Origin of the sequence: Paenibacillus sp. FSL R7-0273 (assembly GCF_000758625.1) — a bacterium.
Taxonomy (GTDB): domain Bacteria; phylum Bacillota; class Bacilli; order Paenibacillales; family Paenibacillaceae; genus Paenibacillus_AQ.
In genome coordinates this window covers 515,042-533,990 of sequence record NZ_CP009283.1, presented here as the reverse complement: position 1 = coordinate 533,990, position 18,949 = coordinate 515,042, and the positions used below count along the sequence as shown (strand labels likewise).

General features: G+C 54.3%; 21 protein-coding genes. 5 read left to right on the top strand and 16 right to left on the bottom strand.

Features of this window, described 5'->3' with window-relative positions; translation table 11 throughout:
* Positions 1-112: 112 nt before the first annotated feature.
* The 7 genes from R70723_RS02335 to R70723_RS02305 all read right to left on the bottom strand — a co-directional run bounded on the left by R70723_RS02335 (position 113) and on the right by R70723_RS02305 (position 5,974).
* Entirely contained in the window at positions 113-1,348 is a 1,236-nt protein-coding gene (locus tag R70723_RS02335; protein ID WP_039869450.1) for a TraB/GumN family protein, read from the bottom strand.
* 107 nt (positions 1,349-1,455) lie between these two features.
* Positions 1,456-1,650, bottom strand: coding sequence for a hypothetical protein (locus R70723_RS02330; RefSeq protein WP_039869449.1), 195 nt, complete (start codon positions 1,648-1,650; stop codon positions 1,456-1,458).
* Positions 1,651-1,681: 31 nt separating this feature from the next.
* Complete coding sequence (locus R70723_RS02325) at positions 1,682-2,989, bottom strand: ABC transporter permease (protein WP_039869446.1); 1,308 nt, start codon at positions 2,987-2,989, stop codon at positions 1,682-1,684.
* A complete protein-coding gene (locus R70723_RS02320) occupies positions 2,982-3,884 on the bottom strand; it encodes an ABC transporter ATP-binding protein (RefSeq protein ID WP_039869444.1) in 903 nt (300 codons plus the stop codon). Before R70723_RS02320 ends, R70723_RS02325 begins: the two co-directional genes overlap by 8 nt.
* 3 nt (positions 3,885-3,887) lie before the next feature.
* A complete protein-coding gene (locus R70723_RS02315) occupies positions 3,888-4,817 on the bottom strand; it encodes an ABC transporter ATP-binding protein (RefSeq protein WP_039869442.1) in 930 nt (309 codons plus the stop codon).
* A 16-nt stretch (positions 4,818-4,833) separates the two neighbouring features.
* The gene (locus R70723_RS02310; protein ID WP_039869441.1) at positions 4,834-5,229 is read right to left on the bottom strand and encodes a GntR family transcriptional regulator; all 396 of its coding nucleotides are present in this window, start codon (positions 5,227-5,229) and stop codon (positions 4,834-4,836) included.
* Positions 5,230-5,245: 16 nt separating this feature from the next.
* A complete protein-coding gene (locus R70723_RS02305) occupies positions 5,246-5,974 on the bottom strand; it encodes a hypothetical protein (protein ID WP_039869439.1) in 729 nt (242 codons plus the stop codon).
* Positions 5,975-6,188: 214 nt separating this feature from the next.
* Between R70723_RS02305 and R70723_RS02300 the strand changes: the two genes are divergently transcribed.
* Together R70723_RS02300 and R70723_RS33185 are read left to right on the top strand one after the other, a co-directional pair.
* Positions 6,189-6,971 (top strand): MBL fold metallo-hydrolase, encoded by a 783-nt coding sequence (locus R70723_RS02300; protein ID WP_039869438.1) that lies wholly within the window; start codon positions 6,189-6,191, stop codon positions 6,969-6,971.
* Between the two features lie 585 nt (positions 6,972-7,556).
* Positions 7,557-8,117, top strand: coding sequence for a hypothetical protein (locus tag R70723_RS33185; protein WP_144027056.1), 561 nt, complete (start codon positions 7,557-7,559; stop codon positions 8,115-8,117).
* A 44-nt stretch (positions 8,118-8,161) separates the two neighbouring features.
* On the opposite strand, the gene R70723_RS02295 is transcribed toward R70723_RS33185, so the two are convergent.
* From R70723_RS02295 to R70723_RS02265, 7 genes are all read right to left on the bottom strand, one after another.
* The gene (locus R70723_RS02295) at positions 8,162-8,626 is read right to left on the bottom strand and encodes a DUF420 domain-containing protein (RefSeq protein WP_039869436.1); all 465 of its coding nucleotides are present in this window, start codon (positions 8,624-8,626) and stop codon (positions 8,162-8,164) included.
* A 25-nt stretch (positions 8,627-8,651) separates the two neighbouring features.
* Positions 8,652-9,572 (bottom strand): cytochrome c oxidase assembly factor CtaG, encoded by a 921-nt coding sequence (gene ctaG / locus R70723_RS02290; RefSeq protein WP_039869433.1) that lies wholly within the window; start codon positions 9,570-9,572, stop codon positions 8,652-8,654.
* A 157-nt stretch (positions 9,573-9,729) separates the two neighbouring features.
* Positions 9,730-10,056 carry a cytochrome C oxidase subunit IV family protein gene (locus R70723_RS02285; RefSeq protein ID WP_039869431.1) on the bottom strand — a complete coding sequence of 109 codons (327 nt, stop codon included), beginning with the start codon at positions 10,054-10,056 and terminating at the stop codon, positions 9,730-9,732.
* Between the two features lie 3 nt (positions 10,057-10,059).
* Positions 10,060-10,686: a cytochrome (ubi)quinol oxidase subunit III gene (locus R70723_RS02280; protein ID WP_039869429.1), complete on the bottom strand. Its 627-nt coding sequence runs from the start codon at positions 10,684-10,686 to the stop codon at positions 10,060-10,062.
* A gap of 6 nt (positions 10,687-10,692) precedes the next feature.
* Positions 10,693-12,531 carry a cytochrome c oxidase subunit I gene (gene ctaD / locus R70723_RS02275; protein WP_047171307.1) on the bottom strand — a complete coding sequence of 613 codons (1,839 nt, stop codon included), beginning with the start codon at positions 12,529-12,531 and terminating at the stop codon, positions 10,693-10,695.
* Positions 12,532-12,659: 128 nt separating this feature from the next.
* A complete protein-coding gene (coxB, locus tag R70723_RS02270; protein WP_039869427.1) occupies positions 12,660-13,706 on the bottom strand; it encodes a cytochrome c oxidase subunit II in 1,047 nt (348 codons plus the stop codon).
* Positions 13,707-14,103: 397 nt separating this feature from the next.
* Complete coding sequence (locus R70723_RS02265) at positions 14,104-14,292, bottom strand: hypothetical protein (RefSeq protein ID WP_039869425.1); 189 nt, start codon at positions 14,290-14,292, stop codon at positions 14,104-14,106.
* A 480-nt stretch (positions 14,293-14,772) separates the two neighbouring features.
* On the opposite strand from R70723_RS02265, the gene R70723_RS02260 reads away from it, so the two are divergent.
* The 3 genes from R70723_RS02260 to R70723_RS02250 all read left to right on the top strand — a co-directional run bounded on the left by R70723_RS02260 (position 14,773) and on the right by R70723_RS02250 (position 17,322).
* Positions 14,773-15,792 (top strand): serine hydrolase domain-containing protein, encoded by a 1,020-nt coding sequence (locus tag R70723_RS02260; RefSeq protein ID WP_039869424.1) that lies wholly within the window; start codon positions 14,773-14,775, stop codon positions 15,790-15,792.
* A 131-nt stretch (positions 15,793-15,923) separates the two neighbouring features.
* The gene (locus R70723_RS02255; protein ID WP_039869423.1) at positions 15,924-16,262 is read left to right on the top strand and encodes a DUF4870 domain-containing protein; all 339 of its coding nucleotides are present in this window, start codon (positions 15,924-15,926) and stop codon (positions 16,260-16,262) included.
* Between the two features lie 106 nt (positions 16,263-16,368).
* A complete protein-coding gene (locus R70723_RS02250) occupies positions 16,369-17,322 on the top strand; it encodes a diacylglycerol/lipid kinase family protein (RefSeq protein WP_039869420.1) in 954 nt (317 codons plus the stop codon).
* Between the two features lie 649 nt (positions 17,323-17,971).
* Here the strand turns inward: R70723_RS02250 and R70723_RS02245 are convergent.
* On the bottom strand, positions 17,972-18,574 hold the full coding sequence (locus tag R70723_RS02245) for a xanthine phosphoribosyltransferase (RefSeq protein ID WP_039869419.1): 603 nt from the start codon (positions 18,572-18,574) through the stop codon (positions 17,972-17,974).
* A 57-nt stretch (positions 18,575-18,631) separates the two neighbouring features.
* Positions 18,632-18,937: a hypothetical protein gene (locus tag R70723_RS02240; protein WP_039869417.1), complete on the bottom strand. Its 306-nt coding sequence runs from the start codon at positions 18,935-18,937 to the stop codon at positions 18,632-18,634.
* Positions 18,938-18,949: the final 12 nt, after the last annotated feature.

The window sequence follows — 18,949 nt, the reverse complement described above, 5'->3', positions numbered from 1 at the left end:
AAGGGTACACTATCGGCGGCCGGATCACCAGCCCCTCGCAAGTCCTGCTGCCGCTAATCAAGAAAAAGATGCCGATCCTCTCCGGATGGGCACCTTTTTTCCTGCTGATATGTTATTTCCGGACCACAGTATAACCCTTATCCTGGAGCAGCTTGATAATGCCATGCTCACCCAGGTAATGCGCCGCACCGACTACAATGAAATACTCTTCATTCTTGCCGTTCTTAAGGTAATCGTCAATTTTGTCAGCCATACCGATGTTGCGGTCAACCAGCATCGCCTTGTAGTATTCCGCGTCTCCGGCAAAGCTGTTGGTCAGCTGCAGCAGCTGCTCATCATTGCCTGATTTCCAGATCTCGGCCATCATATCTACACTCTGATCAATCACATCATAATTCTCTATTGCTGCGAGAAGATTAGCCTCCTGCAGCTCTTTGGAGAAGTTGTTGAACATACCCAGCTGGGATTCATAGGATTCCAGCTCCACAACCGGAATTTTCCGCTCAATCGCCTTCTGAATGAAGTACAAGTCAATTCCGGCTGAAGCCTCGTAGCCGGCCGTCGCTGCTTTCAGGCTGCTGAGTGTCGTTTCTGCCACCCAAGGCTTGAACTGGTCCAGCGCATTGGCCTGAACACCTGCTTCCTTAAGCACCTCACCCAGCTTGGCATATGTCTCGCCGGAGATATGATCCTTCAGCGTCGTGCCGTCCTGATACGTCCCCATTTCCAGAACCAGCTTCTGCGATGCCTCATCAGCCGCCTTGCTGATATCAATTTCTACACCAAGATAATCAGACTCGGCAAAAGCCTCTTCAAATTCCTTGCTCAGCGGATAGAAGCTGTCATCGGCAATATGCATGGAGCCGACCAGATACACCGTGTTGCCGTTGCTTTCGACTTCCCACATGAAGCCGCGTCCGCCTTGCGTACTTACAGCACTCTGGCTTCCGCTGCCTGTAGTCTTGGTCTTCAGAACAACCGTACGGGTCTGCGTATCCCAGCTGACCTCGTAACCCGCGGCATCACCTAGAACCCGGATAGGTGCGTAGGTCACGCCGTTAATTACGGTAAGCTTACTTTTCAGAGTAACGGACTTACCGTCAACAATGGCATAGATTGTGTCGCCCGCCGCATTCTGCAGCTGGGCATCCATCGCTTCAAGCGTAGCTCTAAGCGGAACAAGCGTAGTGCCCTGATTGTTGACCGGTGCGCCTGCCTTGTATTCCACGACCTGATTGTTCACTTTTATTGCCGGCTGCTGCGGGGCGGCCATGGCCGGAGCTGCTGTTGCGGTAAGCAATCCTGCCGATAGGGTAAGAGATAATAGCATTTGTTTCCAGTTTCTCATGTACCTTGTCTCCTTTAGCTTCATATAGTCAACATAATATAATTAAGCAAATATAGGATAGTAGACACAGGGATGACAAAGTTTGTTATTCAAATACAAGGGATGCGTTACGCTCTGCTTCTGCGCTCTTTGGCCATTCCCCACAGCATTGCAAACACTGCTGCAGCACTTAATCCTACGGTTAGTCCTTGTATGAAGTCACGTACTGGGGAACCGTTCGTATCTATTACCAGACCGAACATAATCATGTTCAACGCGCATACTGCAAGAAACAGGAAGTTTTGATTTTTTTTACTCATCATTGTAATTGCTCCTCTTATTTTTATTTTTGTATTAGATTTTGTAGGCCTTCATTGCTTTTCTGATCTCTTTAATGCTTGGGCGCTTGCCGTACATCAGTACGCCTGTGCGGTAGATCTTCGCTGCCAGCCAGCCGAATGCAAAGGTTGTTACCAGCAGAATGACCAGCGAGACGATAATCTCCCAGAAGGCGACCTGGCCGACTCCGATACGCAGCAGCATACTCAGCGGTGAGGTGAACGGAATGTAGCTCGCTACCTTGACCAGCGTGGTATTCGGAGCCCAAATGCTGAACAGCGGAACATAGAAGTTCACGAAGCCGATCATCATAATCGGTGTGATAGCCTGGCCGAGATCCTCTGTACGGCTGACAATGGAACCGACCGCCGCGTAGATAAGTGCATACAGGAAGTAGCCCAGGATATACAGGATTAATCCGTAGACCAGAAGCGAGATGCTAAGCTGGCTCATATCCAGCTCGAAGTCAGCCAGAATACCCGAGTTATGCGGCAACATCAGATTCGCGGTTACACTTACTGCAATGATTGCGATTTGCATCAGTCCGACCAGGAAAATACCGATGACCTTGCCGAACATCTGGGTTAACGGCGATGCGCTCGTAATCAGAATCTCCATGATGCGCGAGCTTTTCTCTGAGGTAACCTCTGCCGAAATCATGTTACCAGTCATCATAATGGACATGAAGAACAGGATCAGAAGGACATAGACAACTACGTAGTTGATCGTTGCCGCAGTCTGTTCAGCCTCTTCCCCGGCCTGGGTACCATCGGTGCTGAGCTCCTGTGTAGCAATTGTTACCGGGGCATACATAGCAGCAACCTGGCTGTCTGTCAGCTTGTCACCAACGATCAGCTGTGTATTGACCGCCTGCAGGGCGCTCTGCAGATACGTCTGCACTTCTCCGCCAAGCTCACCGTCCTCGTTGTGGTAGGTTACAGGCGGAAGCCCTTCGCCAGCTGCCTCTCCAAAGGTGAGATAGCCTTCAATGTCACCTTTATCCAGACCTTCCTTCAATGCGGCATCATCCGCCGAAGAAAATGATGTGAACGTTACTGCAAACGTATCATCGTTGGGATTAGCGGGAGCCGAAGATGACAGAAGCAGCTCGGCTGCCGGATTCCCGGACTCCGCAATAACTGCAATCTGGCTGCGGTTGCCGCCGCCTTCCGCAGTGTCCTCTCCCTTAAAAACTTTGATAAAGTAGGGAATATTCATACCGATACTCAGCAGAACCACCAGAATCAGCGTTGTTATAAGAAAAGCCTTGGTCTTTACCTTATTCTTAAAAGTAAATCCGATAATCGTCCCCATCTTATTCATTTGATTCACCCACCGCTCTGATAAAGATTTGGTTTAGCGTCGGTTCCTTGATCTCGAAATGCTCGACCTCTCCGGCAAGAATAGCCTGCTGCAGAATGCGCTGTGCTGCGCCAATCTCACTGATTGATAATACATAGCCGCGTTCCTGCCGTTTCACTGCAGTAACCCCGGCAATCCCCTCCAGTCCGGCAACCTCGCCGGCTGTGCGCAGAATAACCTCTTCACGCGGGTAACTCTTTTTGATATCACGGATATCGCCCTGCACTACTGTATTAGAGCGGTCAAGAATCGTAATGTGCCTGCACAGCTCCTCTACATGCTCCATCCGGTGGGTGGAGAACAGAATGCTTGTGCCCTGGTCACGCAGCTCTTTGACCGTATCCTTGAGCAGCTCCACATTGACCGGGTCCAGTCCGCTGAATGCTTCATCAAGCACGAGGATCTGCGGCTTGTGGACGACGGCGGCAATGAAGCCCATTTTTTGCTGATTGCCCTTCGACAGCTCTTCAATTTTTTTGTTGTAGTACTCAGGAACCTCAAAGCGGTCCAGCCAGTAACGCAGGCTCTTGTCCGCGTCGCTGGCAGCCATGCCGCGCAGCCGGGCAAGATAGACAATCTGGTCGCTTACCTTCACCTTTGGATACAGGCCGCGCTCCTCGGGCAGATACCCCATCAGATGCTGAAGCTCGTTGCTGAACTCCTTGCCGTTGTAAAGGATTTTACCCTCATCCGGATAAATCAGGCCAAGCACCATACGCATTGTAGTCGTTTTACCTGCCCCGTTTGCTCCGAGCAGCCCGTAAATCTCCCCTTGCTCCACCTTCAGATTGATACCGTTAACCGCCGTCTTATCACCGTACTGCTTCACTACCTGTTCCAGCTTCAAAGCTTCCATTGGTTAATCCCCTCTCTTCTGGTCTAACAGGACCGGACGATGTCCTTGTGTCCATAGGCTAAGTATTTCATCCAGCTCCAGTGCCCGGCTCTTCAGTACCTTTACGCCCAGATCCAGGATGCGTTTCTCATTCCGGGAAAATTCCCGGGTTATAAAAGAGGCTACTCCCGGCTGCTCCCAGCCGAAATGCAAGGCTTCCGGAAGCTCTGCCGCCAGCTCCTGCAGCTCCGCCTCATCCGCTGCATTCACCCATACCTCATTCCATAAGCCGAACAGGCTGTCTTTCTCGGCCATGCCGAGCAGCTGCCCCTGGTGCATGAGCACAATGTAGTCGGCGAGCCGCCTCACTTCTTCTACAATATGGGTACAGATCAGCACAGTGGCGTCCGTATCATCCATAAACTTGCGCAGCGTTTCAATCATGATCTTCCAGGCGAACGGGTCCAGTCCGGAAGAAGGCTCATCCAGCAGCAGCAGGCGGGGCCGGGTGGCCAGGGCCGCGGCTATTTCGAATTTGCGCCGTTCCCCCTTGGACATTTTGCCCAGCCGGGCATCCTGCGGAATCTCAAATTTCCGGGTCAGCTCCTCAAAATACTCCTGGTCCCAGGAAGGATACCACTGCCTGCGGAAGTCCGCTGCCTCTGCTGCCGTCCAGAAATTCTCCTCAGCCTGTGAGGTTTCCGGCACATAGGCCATACGCTGGCGGATCTCCAGCGGCAGCCCCCCGGGATGCTTCTGTTCGAACCAGCGGATCTCGCCTTCCTCCGGGAAGCTCAGCTGCAGCAGCATATGCAGCAGCGTGCTTTTGCCGGAGCCGTTCTGACCCACCAGTGCGGTAATGTAGCCTTGCGGAAGGCTAAGATTAAGCGGCCCGATCGTCCGCTTGTGCCGCTTCTTGCTTACATCCCGCAGCTCTATGGCCTGCTGTACCATGAAACGCCCCCACCCTTCATGACTTTGTGTTATATTTGCTCGTTACAATGTCTGTAAACATCCGGGTCAGCTCCTCTGCGCTGCACTGTACGGACAATCCAACATCGACTGCACCCTCCAGCGCTTTGCGGATCGCATCCCGTTTGTACTCCTCCATCGCTCCTGCTCCGACATGGGAGACAAATGTACCTGTTCCCTGTCTGGTCCGCAGCAGCCCTTCATTCTCCAGATCCTGATAGACCCGGCGGACTGTGATAACACTGCATTTCAGCTCTCCGGCAAATTCGCGGATTGAGGGAAGCAGTGTCCCTTCTGTAATATTTCCGCTGATAATCAGTGAGCGCAGCTGCGTCTCAATCTGATGGTACAGCGGCTCGGCACTGTTTTCGTTGATCTGAATAGGTATCCACATCCTTACCCCCGCCCTCTCATACGAGATCGCGGCTCTTAAGCCGGTGTATCGTCCATGCGGAGAATAGCTGGACCGATAAGGTACCAAGCACCAGCGTTCCCCACATCAGCGGGGAGAGCAGCCCCCACTCCTTGGAATAGCTGACTGTGTACAAAATAAGATTTCCGCCTGCCAGCCAGGTCAGCACCGCCGCTCCGATGTAAATGAAGGTAAAGAGCATCACGTAGATAAAATAAGCTTTTCCGCTTGCCAGCAGCTCGATAAAAATGTACAGCCCTGCAACAATCAGCCCCAGCCCGATCCAGGTTAGCGTAAAAGCCAGGTAATTTATAAACGGAAGCTCCTGACGCATATTACTGCTGATGGCATAGATGAGGCCGAAAAATACCAATCCGTTCAGCCCGATAGAGCTGACTGCGTGCAGCTTTCTTTTGCAGAGAATCACAGCAGTTGGAATAGGCAAGGTGCGCATGTAGGCCAGCATCCGGGTGTAAGAATCTTCCGTCAGATACTTCATCGTCCGCTTGGAAAAGGTGAACCCCAGCATCGGAATGACTGTCATGAACATGATGTCGGCAAGAATCTTCCCGTCACCGTTATCCAGCGTATCCTGGATGATCATACTGGATAGCCCGCCCATGTAACCCATGAACAGCAGCGCCCACAGCAGCATCCATAATAACTTCAGCCTGTCGCCGTTGAAGTCACTTCTTACAATGATCAACGCCTGTTTTAAATTTGTCATTTTCCTTTAACCTCGCTTTAATTCAGCAGATATAGAAGCTCGGTGTGATTACTGTGATCACTGTGTGCTTACTGTATATATCTATATACACAGTATATGTCCTGTTATTTCCATCGTCAATAGTTTTCTGAGAAAAAATTGGGATTATTTTCTGATTGGATTATGCTAATGTGAAGATGCGGCTTGGAACAAGCTTATTTTAAGGGGGACCTATATGCTTAATCATCCATGGTTTACGGTGACGCCCATCGATGCACGGACCTTTGCCATCAGCGAATACGGACACTGGGAGAAGGTCCATTCCTTCCTGCTGCTCGGGCAGCAAAAGGCTGCCCTGATCGACACGGGACTCGGCATCAGCAATATCCGGGAGCTAACCCGCCGGCTGACCACACTTCCGGTCTCTGTCCTCACCACCCACGTCCACACCGATCATATCGGGGGCCATGGGCTGTTCAGTGAAATATATGTACATGAGGAGGACTGCAGCTGGCTGGAGCATGGCATACAGGGCTTATCTATCGAACAGATTAGAGCAGATCTCGTACGGGATTTGAGCCTGCCGCTGCCTGCGGGCTTTGATGCTGCGGCCTATACCCCTTATCGCGGTAAGCCGGCCGGGCTGCTGAGTGATGGCCAGATCATTGATCTGGGCGGGAGAAGTGTGGAGGTTATACATACGCCGGGGCATTCACCGGGACATTTATGCTTTTTTGAGGCGACTTCCGGCTATTTGTTTACAGGGGACCTGCTGTACGATGAAACGCCAGTATATGCATTCTATCCATCGACAAGCCCTTCGGAGCTGGTACGTTCGTGGGAACGGATTGCAGGGATACCCGGTGTAAGCAGAATCTACGGATCACATAACACACTGGGCCTGGACCCCGGCATTATGGCTGACGTGGAGCGGGCGGTTATGACGCTACGGGAGAACAACCTGGTATCGTTTGGCACAGGTACACACTATTTTAACGGGTTTAGTGTGCGGTTCTAGGCGGAATGGCAGGAGGGCTGCGAGGAGGATGGCGGGCGGTAGAGCATGGGGGCGGGGGTGGCTGGCAGAGGCGAGGTGGCGGGCGGAGACTAGAAGGGCTTAACTGCGATTAGCGGGATTAGCGGGTGCTGGTTGGTCGGACTGAGGATTGGCGGATGCGCTGCTTAAAGACAGGTTACACGGGGACAGGCAACTGGGATTCTGTGTTGGCGGACGTGGTGGATAAAGGCAGGGGGAGTTGGTGAAGGGGCTGGTCGCTCGGACCAAAGGGTAGCGGATACGCTACTTAAAGACAAAGTTAGATGGATGGCGGCGATTCGCAGGCTGTGTTGGCGGACGCGGCTAATAGAGGCGTAGGGTTGGCGGACTTAATCGATAGTGTCTGGGGTTAGCGAATGCTGGTTGATCGGACTGAGGATTGGAGCATGCCCTACTTAAAGTCAGGTTACAAGGGAACGGGCGGTTCGAATGCTAGGTTGGCGAACTTCATCGATAGTGTCTGGGGTTAGCGAATGCTGGTTGGTCGGACTGAGAATTGGAGCATGCCCTACTTAAAGTCAGGTTACAAGGGAACGGGCGGTTTGAATGCTTGGTTGGCAGACGTGGCTGTTAAAGCTGAATTTAGAGAGGACCACTAAAAGGATTTCTCCCTCTATTTTGGCCAATCCACCCTCCTGCGGGCACCATCAAAGGGATTTTTCCCTCTATTTCGCCCAAGCCACCCTCTTGCGGGCACCATCAAAGGGATTTTTCCCTCTATTTACCCCAACTCACCTTCCTGCGGGCACCATCAAAGGGATTTTTCCCTCTATTTCGCCCAATCTACCCTCCTGCGAGAGCCATCAAAGGGATTTTTCCCTCTATTTCGCCCAATCCACCCTCCTGCGGGCACCATCAAAGGGATTTTTCCCTCTATTTCGCCCCATTCACCCTCCTGCGGGCACCATCAAAGGGATTTTTCCCTCTATTTCGCCCAAGCCACCCTCTTGCGAGCACCATCAGGGGGATTTTTCCCTCTATTTCAGCCAATCCACCCTCCTGCGGGCACCATCAAAGGGATTTTTCCCTCTAATTTGTTCAAGCCCATCCCCCGCGTTCTCCAGCCGCCTTGCACAAAAAGAGCCCGCACAGCAGCCAGCTCCCTAAGGAAGTAACTGTGTGCAGGCCGATTCGCCGCCGCAAATATACAATTAGAAGCCCCAGATGGCATCCCAGACCGGCTTGGTATGGCCGCCCGGATAAAATATGTACAGCAGCACATATACCGCAACTCCTGTGATAGCTGTAACGAACCAGGTGACTGCCGTGATTCTGCCCAGCTTGCGGTGCTTCGCGTATTTAGCCTGATAGCCCCACACCAGTGTGGTAATTCCGAACACCGCGGCTACCGTAGCAAGCACGATATGGAAGATCAGAAAGACGTGATACAGCGTCGACAGGTGATCCGGCCCGCCCCAGGATGTATTACCTACAAATATTGTTCTAGACATGTACACAATGAAAAACAGGGTAGCCGCTACAGCGGCGGCGAACATTGTTTTCTTATGCGCTTCGCGTTTGCCCACGATGATCTGTCTCCAGCCGATCGCCACCAGCACCGCACTGATTACGATGAACGATGTGCTGATCGTTGGAAACACTGTAAAGATATCCATGATTGTCCTCCTCGGCGCTTACCAGCTATACCCGGGTTAACGCACCATCCCCCAGCTCGCCGGATGGTCCGGAAAGTTCCGGATCGTCTTGCCCGTTCTCTTTTTTATACCAATGATAGAACACATAAGCAAGCATCGAGGCAAAAATAAATTCCTGGATAAACTTCATGACGATCCCGCCGACCTGCTGATCCGCCTTGGGCGACAGCCCTCCAAAGAAAGCCGGGCCGCCAAAAGCCTGCAGCAGTGCAGCCGGATCACCGGATACACAATAGCCCATCGCCCGGGCCCATACAGCCGGATCACTGTAAGTCGCATAAAGCGGCTCAGCCGCAAAAATAATCAGCCCGCAGGCTGGTGTCAGCAGCACCATATTGAGAAAAATGAAGCCGATTTTGACGGGTCCTCCGGCCCGCCGGCTCTCCGGCAGCGGATTAATCAGCGTCCACCACATCAGCGCAGCCGTCACAAAGAGCGCGGCATAATACAACCGGTGCACTGTAAAATGCAGCATCACATAATCATGAATCACCGGGAGGTGATATAGCGAGAACAGCCCGTTGAACAGCAGTGCAGCTACTACCGGATGGGCCAGAAAGGATAACCTCCGCAGCGGATTGACCCTCACCAGGGCGCGCCAGCACCACTCCGGAATGCCCAGCATCATCAGCGGCACCGCGATCAGATAGGAGAGGGCCATACTGACCATGTGAAAAGAGAACAGGATATGCCCCAGCAGGCTGACCGGGCCGCCCTGGGCCAGATAGAGCACCAGCAATCCGCTAAGAAACAGCACTCTCTGTCTGAGCGGGACCTCCGCCGAGCCGGGAAACCGCTGCGTCAGCGGACCGGCCAGCACCAGATAACCTGCAGCCAGCAGCAGAACAGCCGCTAGCAGCAGAGGGCTCCACAGGTCGGCGAAGCTGAAATATTGCAAGCCAAGCATAAGTCACTCCCCCTCCGGCAGGACTAGAACTAGAATTTGAAATAGAGCCTCGTAGTGACGGCTAGGTTAAAAATGGCAGGCAGTGAGTAACTGAATACGGTATGATTTACCACAGCAAAAAGAGGCAGCAGCTTCCGCCCGCCTCCGCTCCTTCACATCATTCCCACCACACCCAGTAAAGCGCCATAACAATGCAGGTGCCGGCGATAAAAAAACCGCCCAGCATGAACACAACCGGCAGCAGATGCCCTTTGTCCTTCAGATGCATCCAGAAGCCCATCTGCAGCACCACCTGCAGCACAGCCATTACCAGCAGCAGAATAACAGCAAAGGTGGCGTTAACTCCTCCGGCAGCCACAGCCGCGAAGGCAATCAGCGTCAGCGCCACCGAGAAGATAAACACCACAATATGCCGCTGCGGCCCCTCAGGCCGGTGACGGCGCTTCACGCTGCCGCTCTCCTGCGGATGCTGTTCCGTCGCCATGGCTCAGCCCACCTTTCCAAGCAGGTATACAACAGTGAAAATGAACACCCACACGACATCGATGAAATGCCAGTACATGGCCGATACGTAAATTTTGGGTGCTGTGACTACAGTCAGACCCTTGCGGGCGAGCTGCCCGATCAGTATGGCAATCCACACAATTCCGAACGCAACGTGTGCCCCGTGGAAGCCGACCAATGTGTAAAAAGCCGAGCTGAAGGCGCTCGTAGTCATCCCGAACTCCTCATGCCTTACATAAACACTGAACTCGTAGATCTCCAGTCCAAGGAAAGCTGCACCAAGCACCACGGTAATAATCAGCCAGTTACGCAGCTCTGCCGGCTTGTTCCGGTGCATCGCCTGGATGGCGAACACGCTGGTCAGACTGCTGGCCAGCAGCAGAAACGTCGCTGCCGCCACCAGCGGCAGGTGGAACAGCTCAGCCGCAGACGGGCCGTCGTTCGTCGAGTTGCGCAGCGCCAGAAAGGTGGCGAACAGTGTTCCGAAGAGCACAGCCTCACCGCCGAGGAACAGCCAGAAGGCCAGCACCTTGTTCCTCCCCTCCAGCGTCGCTTTTTCCGGCTCGTGCGGGAGGGCGCTTTTTCCGGCTTCAGCATGTACGGTCGTCATCCCTGCTCACCTTCCTTCCAGCTCTTCAGGCTCAATATGCCAGCCGTGGTCGTCAAACAGCGATCGCAGCAGCATCGATCCGAAGGTAATAACCAGCCCGAGCCCGGTCACGATATAGTTGTTGAACAGGAAGCCCAGCACGTCACTTCCGAACGTATCGCGGCTGAACATGAAGCCAAGCCCGGCGATAAAAATACCCACCGACATCAGGAACGGCAGAAGGGTCGCAGAAGGCATATGGATGGAGCCGACCGGCTCGGACGGGGTCATGGCTTGGTGTCCGGCAAGCTTTTCCTTCCAGAAGGCATCTATTCCGCGTACCAGCGGCGTCTGCTTGAAGTTGTATTCCGGCGGCGGCGAAGAAATGGTCCACTCCAGCGTCCGCCCGTCCTCCCAAGGATCATCTGCGGCATCAGCAGGCTTACGGGAGGTGATGTAAATATTCCACAGGAAAATCAGCATCCCCACCCCCATCAGCCCGGCCCCGACCGTACTGACCAGGTTCAGCGTATCAAACTGCTGGTTCGGCAGGTACGTAAACACACGGCGCTGCATCCCCATTAACCCAAGGAAATGCTGGACGAAAAAGGTCAGATGGAAGCCGATAATAAAGGTCCAGAAGGTCCATTTGCCCAGTGTTTCACTTAGCATCCGCCCGAACATTTTGGGCCACCAGTAATGCAGGCCGGCAAACAATCCCAGCACCAGACCGCCAACGATAACATAATGGAAATGGGCTACGACAAAATAGGTGTCATGAAACTGGAAGTCTGCCGGAGCCGAAGCGAGCATAACCCCGGTCACCCCGCCCATCGTGAAGGTTGGAATAAAGCCCACAGCGAAAAGGTTAGGCGTAGTAAAGCGCACTTGTCCGCCCCACATCGTAAACAGCCAGTTGAAGATTTTGATCCCGGTCGGAACGGCAATCAGCATCGTGGACACAGAGAACAGCGCATTCGCTACCGGACCGAGGCCCGTTGTGAACATGTGATGCGCCCAGACCATGAAGCCGAGAAAGGCAATGAGCAGCGTGGCGAACACCATCGAGCTGTAGCCGAATAATCTTTTGCGTGAAAAGGTTGGAATGACCTCGGAAATGATGCCGAAGGCCGGCAGAATGAGAATATACACCTCGGGATGGCCGAAAATCCAGAAAATATGCTGCCAGAGCACCGGATTGCCGCCCGTCTCAGGATTGAAGAAGTTTGCTCCGAGAATCCGGTCAAAGGTGAGAAGAACAAGCCCTACAGTAATAGCGGGAAAAGCGAACAGAATAATTGCGGAGGTGATAAAGGTGGCCCAGGCGAACATCGGCATGCGCATGTAAGACATCCCGGGTGCACGCATCGTAATGATCGTCGCCAGAAAATTGATTCCCCCGATCAGCGTGCCGAGTCCGGCAATCTGCAGGCCTATGGTATAGAAGTCTACTCCGTGGGTAGCGCTGTAGGTTGTACTGGATAGCGGTGTGTAGGCTGTCCAGCCGGCATCGGGTGCACCGCCCATAACCCAGCTGAGGTTGAGCAGGAGGCCGCCGAACAGAAAGGTCCAGAAGCCGAGCGCATTGAGAAAAGGAAACGCCACGTCGCGCGCGCCGATCTGCAGCGGAATGATGGCATTCATCAGTGCAAAAATAACCGGCATGACTCCGAGAAAAATCATGGTGGTCCCATGCATCGTAATCAGTTCATTAAACGTCTGGGCGTCCAGAAACGTGTTCATCGGCTTGATCAGCTGAATGCGGATCAGAATGGCCTCAAGCCCGCCGATGCCGAAAAAGAAGCCTCCGGCCCACAGGTAGAGGATGGCTATTTTTTTGTGATCGACGGTGGTAATCCAGTCCATCAGCCCGGTATGGCGTCTGACACTGTGACCAGCCTGCGGCGGCCGGGCGGGATTCAGGGATTGCGCGGTTTGAGCCAAGGTTCGTACCCCCTTTTCAATGTGCTGCTTCCTCTATTCACTTTCCCGCTCTATTCCAGTGTTAAGCCGGACAGATATTCAGCGATGCCGTCGATCTCTTCATCCGTTAAGCCCAGGTCCGCCTTGGGATCAGGCATGGTATTGCCCGGCTTGACGCTTTCCGGGTCATGCAGCCAGGTCTGCAGATTCTCGAGAATAGGAGCCCCGTCTGCACCTGTATCATCGTTCAGCAGAATGCCTGCGACCGATTCCCGGGAGCCGAATCCCGTCAGATCGGGTCCGACCGCGAGCCCCTGGTCGCCGACGGCATGGCAGCGCAGGCAGGCCGACCGGAAGGTCTCGGCAAGCTGCGGATCCTCCGGCAGCACAGCAGGAGCCTTCATCGAAGCAAGCCACTGCTCAAATTCCGCCTCACTAACCGATTTCACCTTGAATTCCATGAAGCCGTGGGAAGGCCCGCACAGCTCGGCACATTTGCCCCGGTAAACGCCTTCATTTGGCGCACTGAAGCTGAAGCGGTTCACTGTACCGTCAGGGTTGGTGTCTATTTTGCCGGATAAGGAAGGAACCCAGAAGGAATGCAGCACATCCGCTGTCCTCAGTTCAAAGGCAATGTCCTTGCCCGCGGGGATTACCAGATCCTGCGCCGTCTTCACGCCGTAATCGGTATACTCGAATTCCCACCAGTACTGGTGGCCGGTAACCTTTACTTTGACGGCATCCGGATCGTCCGCATGATCATTGCCAGCGGCAAACACCGCCTTGACGGTAGGCACAGCAAGAATGACCACCAGAATCAGGGGGATGACCGTCCAGATGACCTCGAGCTTGAAGTTACCCTCCACCTGCTCAGGCACTTCACGCTGCCCGGGCTTCCGGCGGAAACGGATAAGCACATAGGCGGCAATCGTAAAAACGACCAGCAGTACGGCAACCATAATCGTAATCGCCAGCTTCATCAGATCAAATGAGCTTTCGGCTGCAGGTCCCTGCGGTCTGAGCACCGACAGGTCCTCCCGTCCGCAGCCGGCCAGAATGAGTCCAAGCGCTGCAGTCATAGGAAGAAGCCGCTTTCCGGCCTGCCACGTTTTCATCATTGATCAACCCCGCTTCTCCTGTTTTCGTAGATCAGAGGATTTTCCTGTCAATTATAACAATCACTATTAATATAAGTTTGAGGGGGTGTTTTGTCAATCGTTCACAGCAAGTTCACAAATACTTTTTTTATAGCAAAAAAGCTTGTCATTATCAGCTTTAATAGCGCTTACAAATTTTGCAGAAATAGAGTATACTACTTGGTAAGCGCATACATATTGCGACAGGCTAAACTACGCCACTTGACTATCCGGCAAGATTATGTACAATATTTCCGGCAAAAGTAAGCAAAAAAAACCGTATCCAGCAGCATCGTTCAGCCGGGCACGGTTTATGAGAATCCTCATGGATGTGGTTGCAGATTACATGTCATCAATTAAGAACACTATCCTGTGCAGATCAGGAGACAGATGAGTTAATCCTGCCCATCTCATGTTCCACGACCATAGTCAGCTCTTCTTCATAGCCTCCTGTGATCCGATATTTCCGGACGTACTCCTTTACAAATTTCTTGGGATCTTTGGGCCGGAAAATGCGTGTCATTTCCCTAAGACTTTCCTTGACTTCGTTATGACCTTTACTTGCCATGATCAGTTCCCTCCCAAAACATTGAAAATGAATGCTCCGTTGAGAATGCATGATGAAAAGTCCGCCGTAACCTCGAAATGCAAGATAAGAACCGTAACACATACGTAGCTTGCATTTATCCGCCTAGACTGCCGTACCAGAGTTCTGGAGGTCCGCCTTGCCGGTGAAGCAGGTTCGTCGTGAATTGGGCTGAGAGTAAGACGCCTTAAGGTATAGACATCTTGACACTTTACTTACCCGAAGAGCCACTTGCTGAATCACTCCTTTCGGGCCTTATCGTCTTATTGTATCATATTCAAGGCCAAGTTCCACCTTTCCTTGTAAAATATGCGTATGGAATTTTGTGAAAATTTATGTCTCCCACAGCAGGTGAGATTGCGGGTATTTGGTTAAAATACACTATCCGCACCCAAGCTGAACGGCTGCATCCTCCTGACCCGGAGTGCATCCGTGCCTGCAGCTATACCGAAGGGAGACACTATGGACAACCGGATTTCTTTGCTAAGCTCGCCTTATAATACAGCGCCTGCGATGGCGCAGGCCAGACCGGAGGAGACAGGAACGGGCAGCAGCCAGCTGGAGCAGGCTCATGAAACGATACTCAAAGAGTACCCTAAAATGCATAGTATGCTTGTCGTGCGCAGCGGGAAACTGGTATATGAACAGTATTACGCGGATTATCATGCCGGCAGCCTGAATGATCTGCGGTCTGCTACCAAAAGCGTTGTGTCGCTGCTTACAGGCATCGCCATCGGCAGAGGCGAGCTGTCCGGAACGCATCTCACCGTACCGGATGCGCTCCGCAGCTATCTTCCCGCACCATCTGATCCGCTGCTAATGCAGCTTACACTCCGCCATCTGCTGTCTATGACCTCGGGGTTCCGCTGGATCACCGGCAGCAAACTTGGCGAGCCGCTTGTCCGCAATCTGCAGCGCAGCCGCCGGTGGGTGCAGTTCATTCTTAATTTACCGCTGGATGCAGAAAATATAGGCTGCTTCCAGTACCGCAGCAGCGATTCGCATCTGCTCTCTGTCATTCTGAGCGAAGGCACAGGACAGGATGCATTCAGCTATGCCCGGCAGCATCTGTTCGGCCCCCTTGGCATCAAACACACCGCCTGGCTGCCCAGCCCGGAGGGACACAGTATGGGGCACATCGGGCTCTCCCTGACCTCGAGGGATATAGCCAAGCTCGGCATCTGCCTGCTCGGAGGAGGCCTTTATGAGGGACGGCAGGTGATTCCGCAAAGCTGGCTGGAAGAGGCCTTCAGCAAGCAGACAGACGGCTATCCTGCCTACGGGGATTACGGCTACCAGTTCTGGAACGGCCGCATAAGCGGGCAGCCTTACGTACTCGCCCACGGCCACGGGGGCCAGCAGCTCTGGCTGCTGCCTGAGCTGGATTCTGCAGTTGTTTTTACCGCCGAAAGCGCAGTAAGCCGCTGGAGGAATCCGCGCAGGCTGCTTGAACAGCATATTATTCCGGCAATGAATCCCTGAAGCCTGCTTCACATACTTTGTATCTGCAAATCATAGGCTCCTAGTAAGGAAGGAGCAGGGAACGTGGCCCCGCCTGTGTGCCGGGCGCCAGATTCCCGCCTTCTTCTCCAAGTACAAGGAGAGTGAGCACTATGTCCCCGTTCAAATCGTCCACCGGACTGCCCGAGAATATCGCTGCCGCTGTCTGTTACTTCCTTCCTTTTGTCGGACCTGTCGTGTTCCTGGCGCTGGAGAAGCGCAGCCGCTTCGTGCTTTTCCATGCCCTGCAGTCCCTGATTGCCTTCGGCGTGCTGATGGTTGCCCATGTCATCAGCGGCTTCATTCCGCTGATCGGCGGTTTTGTCGGTGCTATTCTCTCGCTGCTCGCCTTCTCCGTCTGGCTGCTGATGCTCTTTCATTCCCTGGGCGGCAGGTGGTATAAGCTGCCCTTGGCAGGCGATCTCGCGGAAAGTCAGCTCCGCCAGCTGTAAATGGGTGTGCACCGCCGCTGCCATGTAATTGTGATTCCCTTTTGCCTGTCTACTCCTTACAATGAAATCAGTACACTCAAGGACTTTACAGGCTGGAGGAGCATCCATGTATTTACTGATTATAAATCCGCGTTCCGGCGGCGGTGCCGGGCAGCGCACCTGGCAGAGCGTCGAAGGCATGCTGAAGGCGCGCGGTATCGCATATGAACCGCTGTTTACCCAAAGCGCCGCAGAAGCAGAGGAGCAGGTGCTGCATGCCCTCGCCCGCCGCGAGGACTGGCGCGCCGCCATCCTTATCGGCGGCGACGGCACGATCCACAGCGTGCTTGGCGCGCTGCGGCGGCGGGGCGTTCCGCTGGCCGTGATTCCCGCCGGTTCAGGCAATGATACGGCGCGCGGGTTCGGCATCCCGCTGGCAACGGAGGCAGCACTGGATGCTGCGCTGCAGGACCGCTGCCTGGAGGCGGATCTGCTCGCCGGCACCGGCGGCCTGACGCTGACGGCCGTCGCCAGCGGCTTCGATGCCCAGGTGGCCGTGAACGTGAACAACAGCCGGTACAAGCGGCTGTGCAATGCCGTCGGCGCCGGTCAGCTGGCTTATATCATCGGCATTCTGCATACGCTGATTACCTTTAAGCCCTGCCGCGTGAGCGTGACCCTCGACGGCAAGGAGCAGGCCTTTGACCAGGCCTGGCTCGTCTCGGTCTGCAACCTGCCAAGCTATGGCGGCGGGCTGCTGATCTGCCCGCAGGCAGAGACGGGCGACGGCCGGCTCGACGTCTGCGTCGTGCACGGGTGCAGCCGCGCGCAGGTGCTGCGGCTGTTCCCGACGCTGCTGAAGGGCACGCATGTGGCGCTGCCCTTCGTGACAATGCTGCGCGGACGCAGCGTAGCGGTCCGCTTCGCGCAGCCGCGGCACGCCATCGGCGACGGCGAGCCGCTGGGCACAGCGCCGCTGGCGGTGCGCTGCGAGCCGGGCGCGCTGCGCGTGCTGACGCCGCTGGCCGCTGCGGCGCACGGCGGGTCCGGCGCCGCCGGCTCCTGCCAGGCGAGCGGCTGACCCGTGCGGCGGGCGAGCACGTGCCCCGGCGAACGGCTGATCCGTGCGGCAGACGGCTGACGTGGGCGGCGGGCACACAGCTACGGGACAGGCACGGGCTGCCACAGCAGGCTGCCTGCATTGTTGCAGCCAGCTTGCTGGTTTGATCGTTATGCCAGTACAGTCCATAGCGCCTCGCCTCTCCACCAGCGATAGACAGCTCGCCAGCGGCAACCAGTATAGACTTCGCCCCTACAGCGGCGATAGACGGCTCGCCAACGGCCAGTACAACCGGGCATGCTAGCCCGTCCACCCGGAATTTAGTTGGATTTTCGACACCTATTTCAGTCTCTAAGGCTCAATTTCAGCATTTAGTTGGAAAAAGGTCACCTATATCAAGCCGATCGGCCCTTTTTGGAGATAGCAGCTTAAATTAAGTGACCTTTTCACCACTAATCTCCCTGAATCCAACGCCGGTGAACAATTAGTTGTAAAAAATCCACCTAAATGGTCGCCCCACGGCGCACGGCCACCTCTCCCATATGACGAAGCACCGGCCCACCCGGCTACCGGCAGGTATATAGCGAAAAGCCCAAAGCAGGGACCCCGGCATCCAGCCGGAGTCCCTGCTTTGGGCTTTAAAGACTAAGTATGTGTTCTACAATGCAGCTTATGTGATCTGACCCGGCTGTCCGTCCTCTTCCTGGACAAACGTGATATGCCCATCGTCCAGCGAAGCAATGCGCACCAGTGATTCTACGCGGTAGCCCGCTTCCTTCAGCAGACGGTTACCCGGCTGGAAGGCTTTTTCGATCAGGATGCCGATCCCGGCGACAGTGCCGCCAGCCTGCTCGACAATCCGGGCCAGCCCGAAGGCCGCCTCACCGTTGGCCAAAAAATCGTCAACGATCAGCACACGCTCACCCGGAGCGATGAATTTTTTGGACACGGTAATGTCATTGCTTTCTTTTTTGGTAAAGGAATAGACGGTCTCCACATAAATGTCCTCCGTCAGGGTCAGCGATTTCTGCTTGCGGGCAAAAATCAGCGGTACCTCAAGCGTCAGCGCGGTCATGATACCCGGAGCAATCCCCGAGGATTCGATCGTCAGCACCTTGGTGATCTCCTCCCCGGCAAACCGGCGGGTAAACTCGCGGCCAACCTCCCGCATCAGAAAAGGGTCCATCTGGTGATTCAGAAAAGAATCCACCTTGAGCACGCCCTGACCGAGAACGATTCCTTCATCCAAAACCTTGCGTCTCAATAACTCCATCTGTGCTCCCTCTTTTCTCCTCAGATTCCCTTGGACCCTGCCTTCCCGTTCTTCACACTACAGACCTGACGGCTTCTGCGGCAGCAAATTGCCGACAATCGATTTCAGGTCATGATCCTCCTTGCTGGCCGACTTGCCTCCGTCATAGCTGGTAATCCGGATCTCCGAATATTTCTCACCGGCGTTCACCGGCTTGAAAATCAGCTTCTCCCGGTCAGCCAGCCGCACATTAAACTTCATGTCCCTGAACATCTCCACCAGCTCATTTTCCCCCGGCACCTTGCCCTCATCCAGGAACAGCAGCCCCCGTAGCGGCTTGGGTCCTTCAGGATGCTGCACATCAAAATGAACGATACATTCCATTCTTTTCACCTC

Excerpts from the sequence above, each read along its gene's own strand:
- R70723_RS02335 (WP_039869450.1), bottom strand. The coding sequence starts at position 1,348 with ATGAGAAACTGGAAACAAATGCTATTATCTCTTACCCTATCGGCAGGA.
- R70723_RS02330 (WP_039869449.1), bottom strand. The coding sequence starts at position 1,650 with ATGATGAGTAAAAAAAATCAAAACTTCCTGTTTCTTGCAGTATGCGCG.
- R70723_RS02325 (WP_039869446.1), bottom strand. The coding sequence starts at position 2,989 with ATGAATAAGATGGGGACGATTATCGGATTTACTTTTAAGAATAAGGTA.
- R70723_RS02320 (WP_039869444.1), bottom strand. The coding sequence starts at position 3,884 with ATGGAAGCTTTGAAGCTGGAACAGGTAGTGAAGCAGTACGGTGATAAG.
- R70723_RS02315 (WP_039869442.1), bottom strand. The coding sequence starts at position 4,817 with ATGGTACAGCAGGCCATAGAGCTGCGGGATGTAAGCAAGAAGCGGCAC.
- R70723_RS02310 (WP_039869441.1), bottom strand. The coding sequence starts at position 5,229 with ATGTGGATACCTATTCAGATCAACGAAAACAGTGCCGAGCCGCTGTAC.
- R70723_RS02305 (WP_039869439.1), bottom strand. The coding sequence starts at position 5,974 with ATGACAAATTTAAAACAGGCGTTGATCATTGTAAGAAGTGACTTCAAC.
- R70723_RS02300 (WP_039869438.1), top strand. The coding sequence starts at position 6,189 with ATGCTTAATCATCCATGGTTTACGGTGACGCCCATCGATGCACGGACC.
- R70723_RS33185 (WP_144027056.1), top strand. The coding sequence starts at position 7,557 with ATGCTTGGTTGGCAGACGTGGCTGTTAAAGCTGAATTTAGAGAGGACC.
- R70723_RS02295 (WP_039869436.1), bottom strand. The coding sequence starts at position 8,626 with ATGGATATCTTTACAGTGTTTCCAACGATCAGCACATCGTTCATCGTA.
- ctaG (WP_039869433.1), bottom strand. The coding sequence starts at position 9,572 with ATGCTTGGCTTGCAATATTTCAGCTTCGCCGACCTGTGGAGCCCTCTG.
- R70723_RS02285 (WP_039869431.1), bottom strand. The coding sequence starts at position 10,056 with ATGGCGACGGAACAGCATCCGCAGGAGAGCGGCAGCGTGAAGCGCCGT.
- R70723_RS02280 (WP_039869429.1), bottom strand. The coding sequence starts at position 10,686 with ATGACGACCGTACATGCTGAAGCCGGAAAAAGCGCCCTCCCGCACGAG.
- ctaD (WP_047171307.1), bottom strand. The coding sequence starts at position 12,531 with ATGGACTGGATTACCACCGTCGATCACAAAAAAATAGCCATCCTCTAC.
- coxB (WP_039869427.1), bottom strand. The coding sequence starts at position 13,706 with ATGATGAAAACGTGGCAGGCCGGAAAGCGGCTTCTTCCTATGACTGCA.
- R70723_RS02265 (WP_039869425.1), bottom strand. The coding sequence starts at position 14,292 with ATGGCAAGTAAAGGTCATAACGAAGTCAAGGAAAGTCTTAGGGAAATG.
- R70723_RS02260 (WP_039869424.1), top strand. The coding sequence starts at position 14,773 with ATGGACAACCGGATTTCTTTGCTAAGCTCGCCTTATAATACAGCGCCT.
- R70723_RS02255 (WP_039869423.1), top strand. The coding sequence starts at position 15,924 with ATGTCCCCGTTCAAATCGTCCACCGGACTGCCCGAGAATATCGCTGCC.
- R70723_RS02250 (WP_039869420.1), top strand. The coding sequence starts at position 16,369 with ATGTATTTACTGATTATAAATCCGCGTTCCGGCGGCGGTGCCGGGCAG.
- R70723_RS02245 (WP_039869419.1), bottom strand. The coding sequence starts at position 18,574 with ATGGAGTTATTGAGACGCAAGGTTTTGGATGAAGGAATCGTTCTCGGT.
- R70723_RS02240 (WP_039869417.1), bottom strand. The coding sequence starts at position 18,937 with ATGGAATGTATCGTTCATTTTGATGTGCAGCATCCTGAAGGACCCAAG.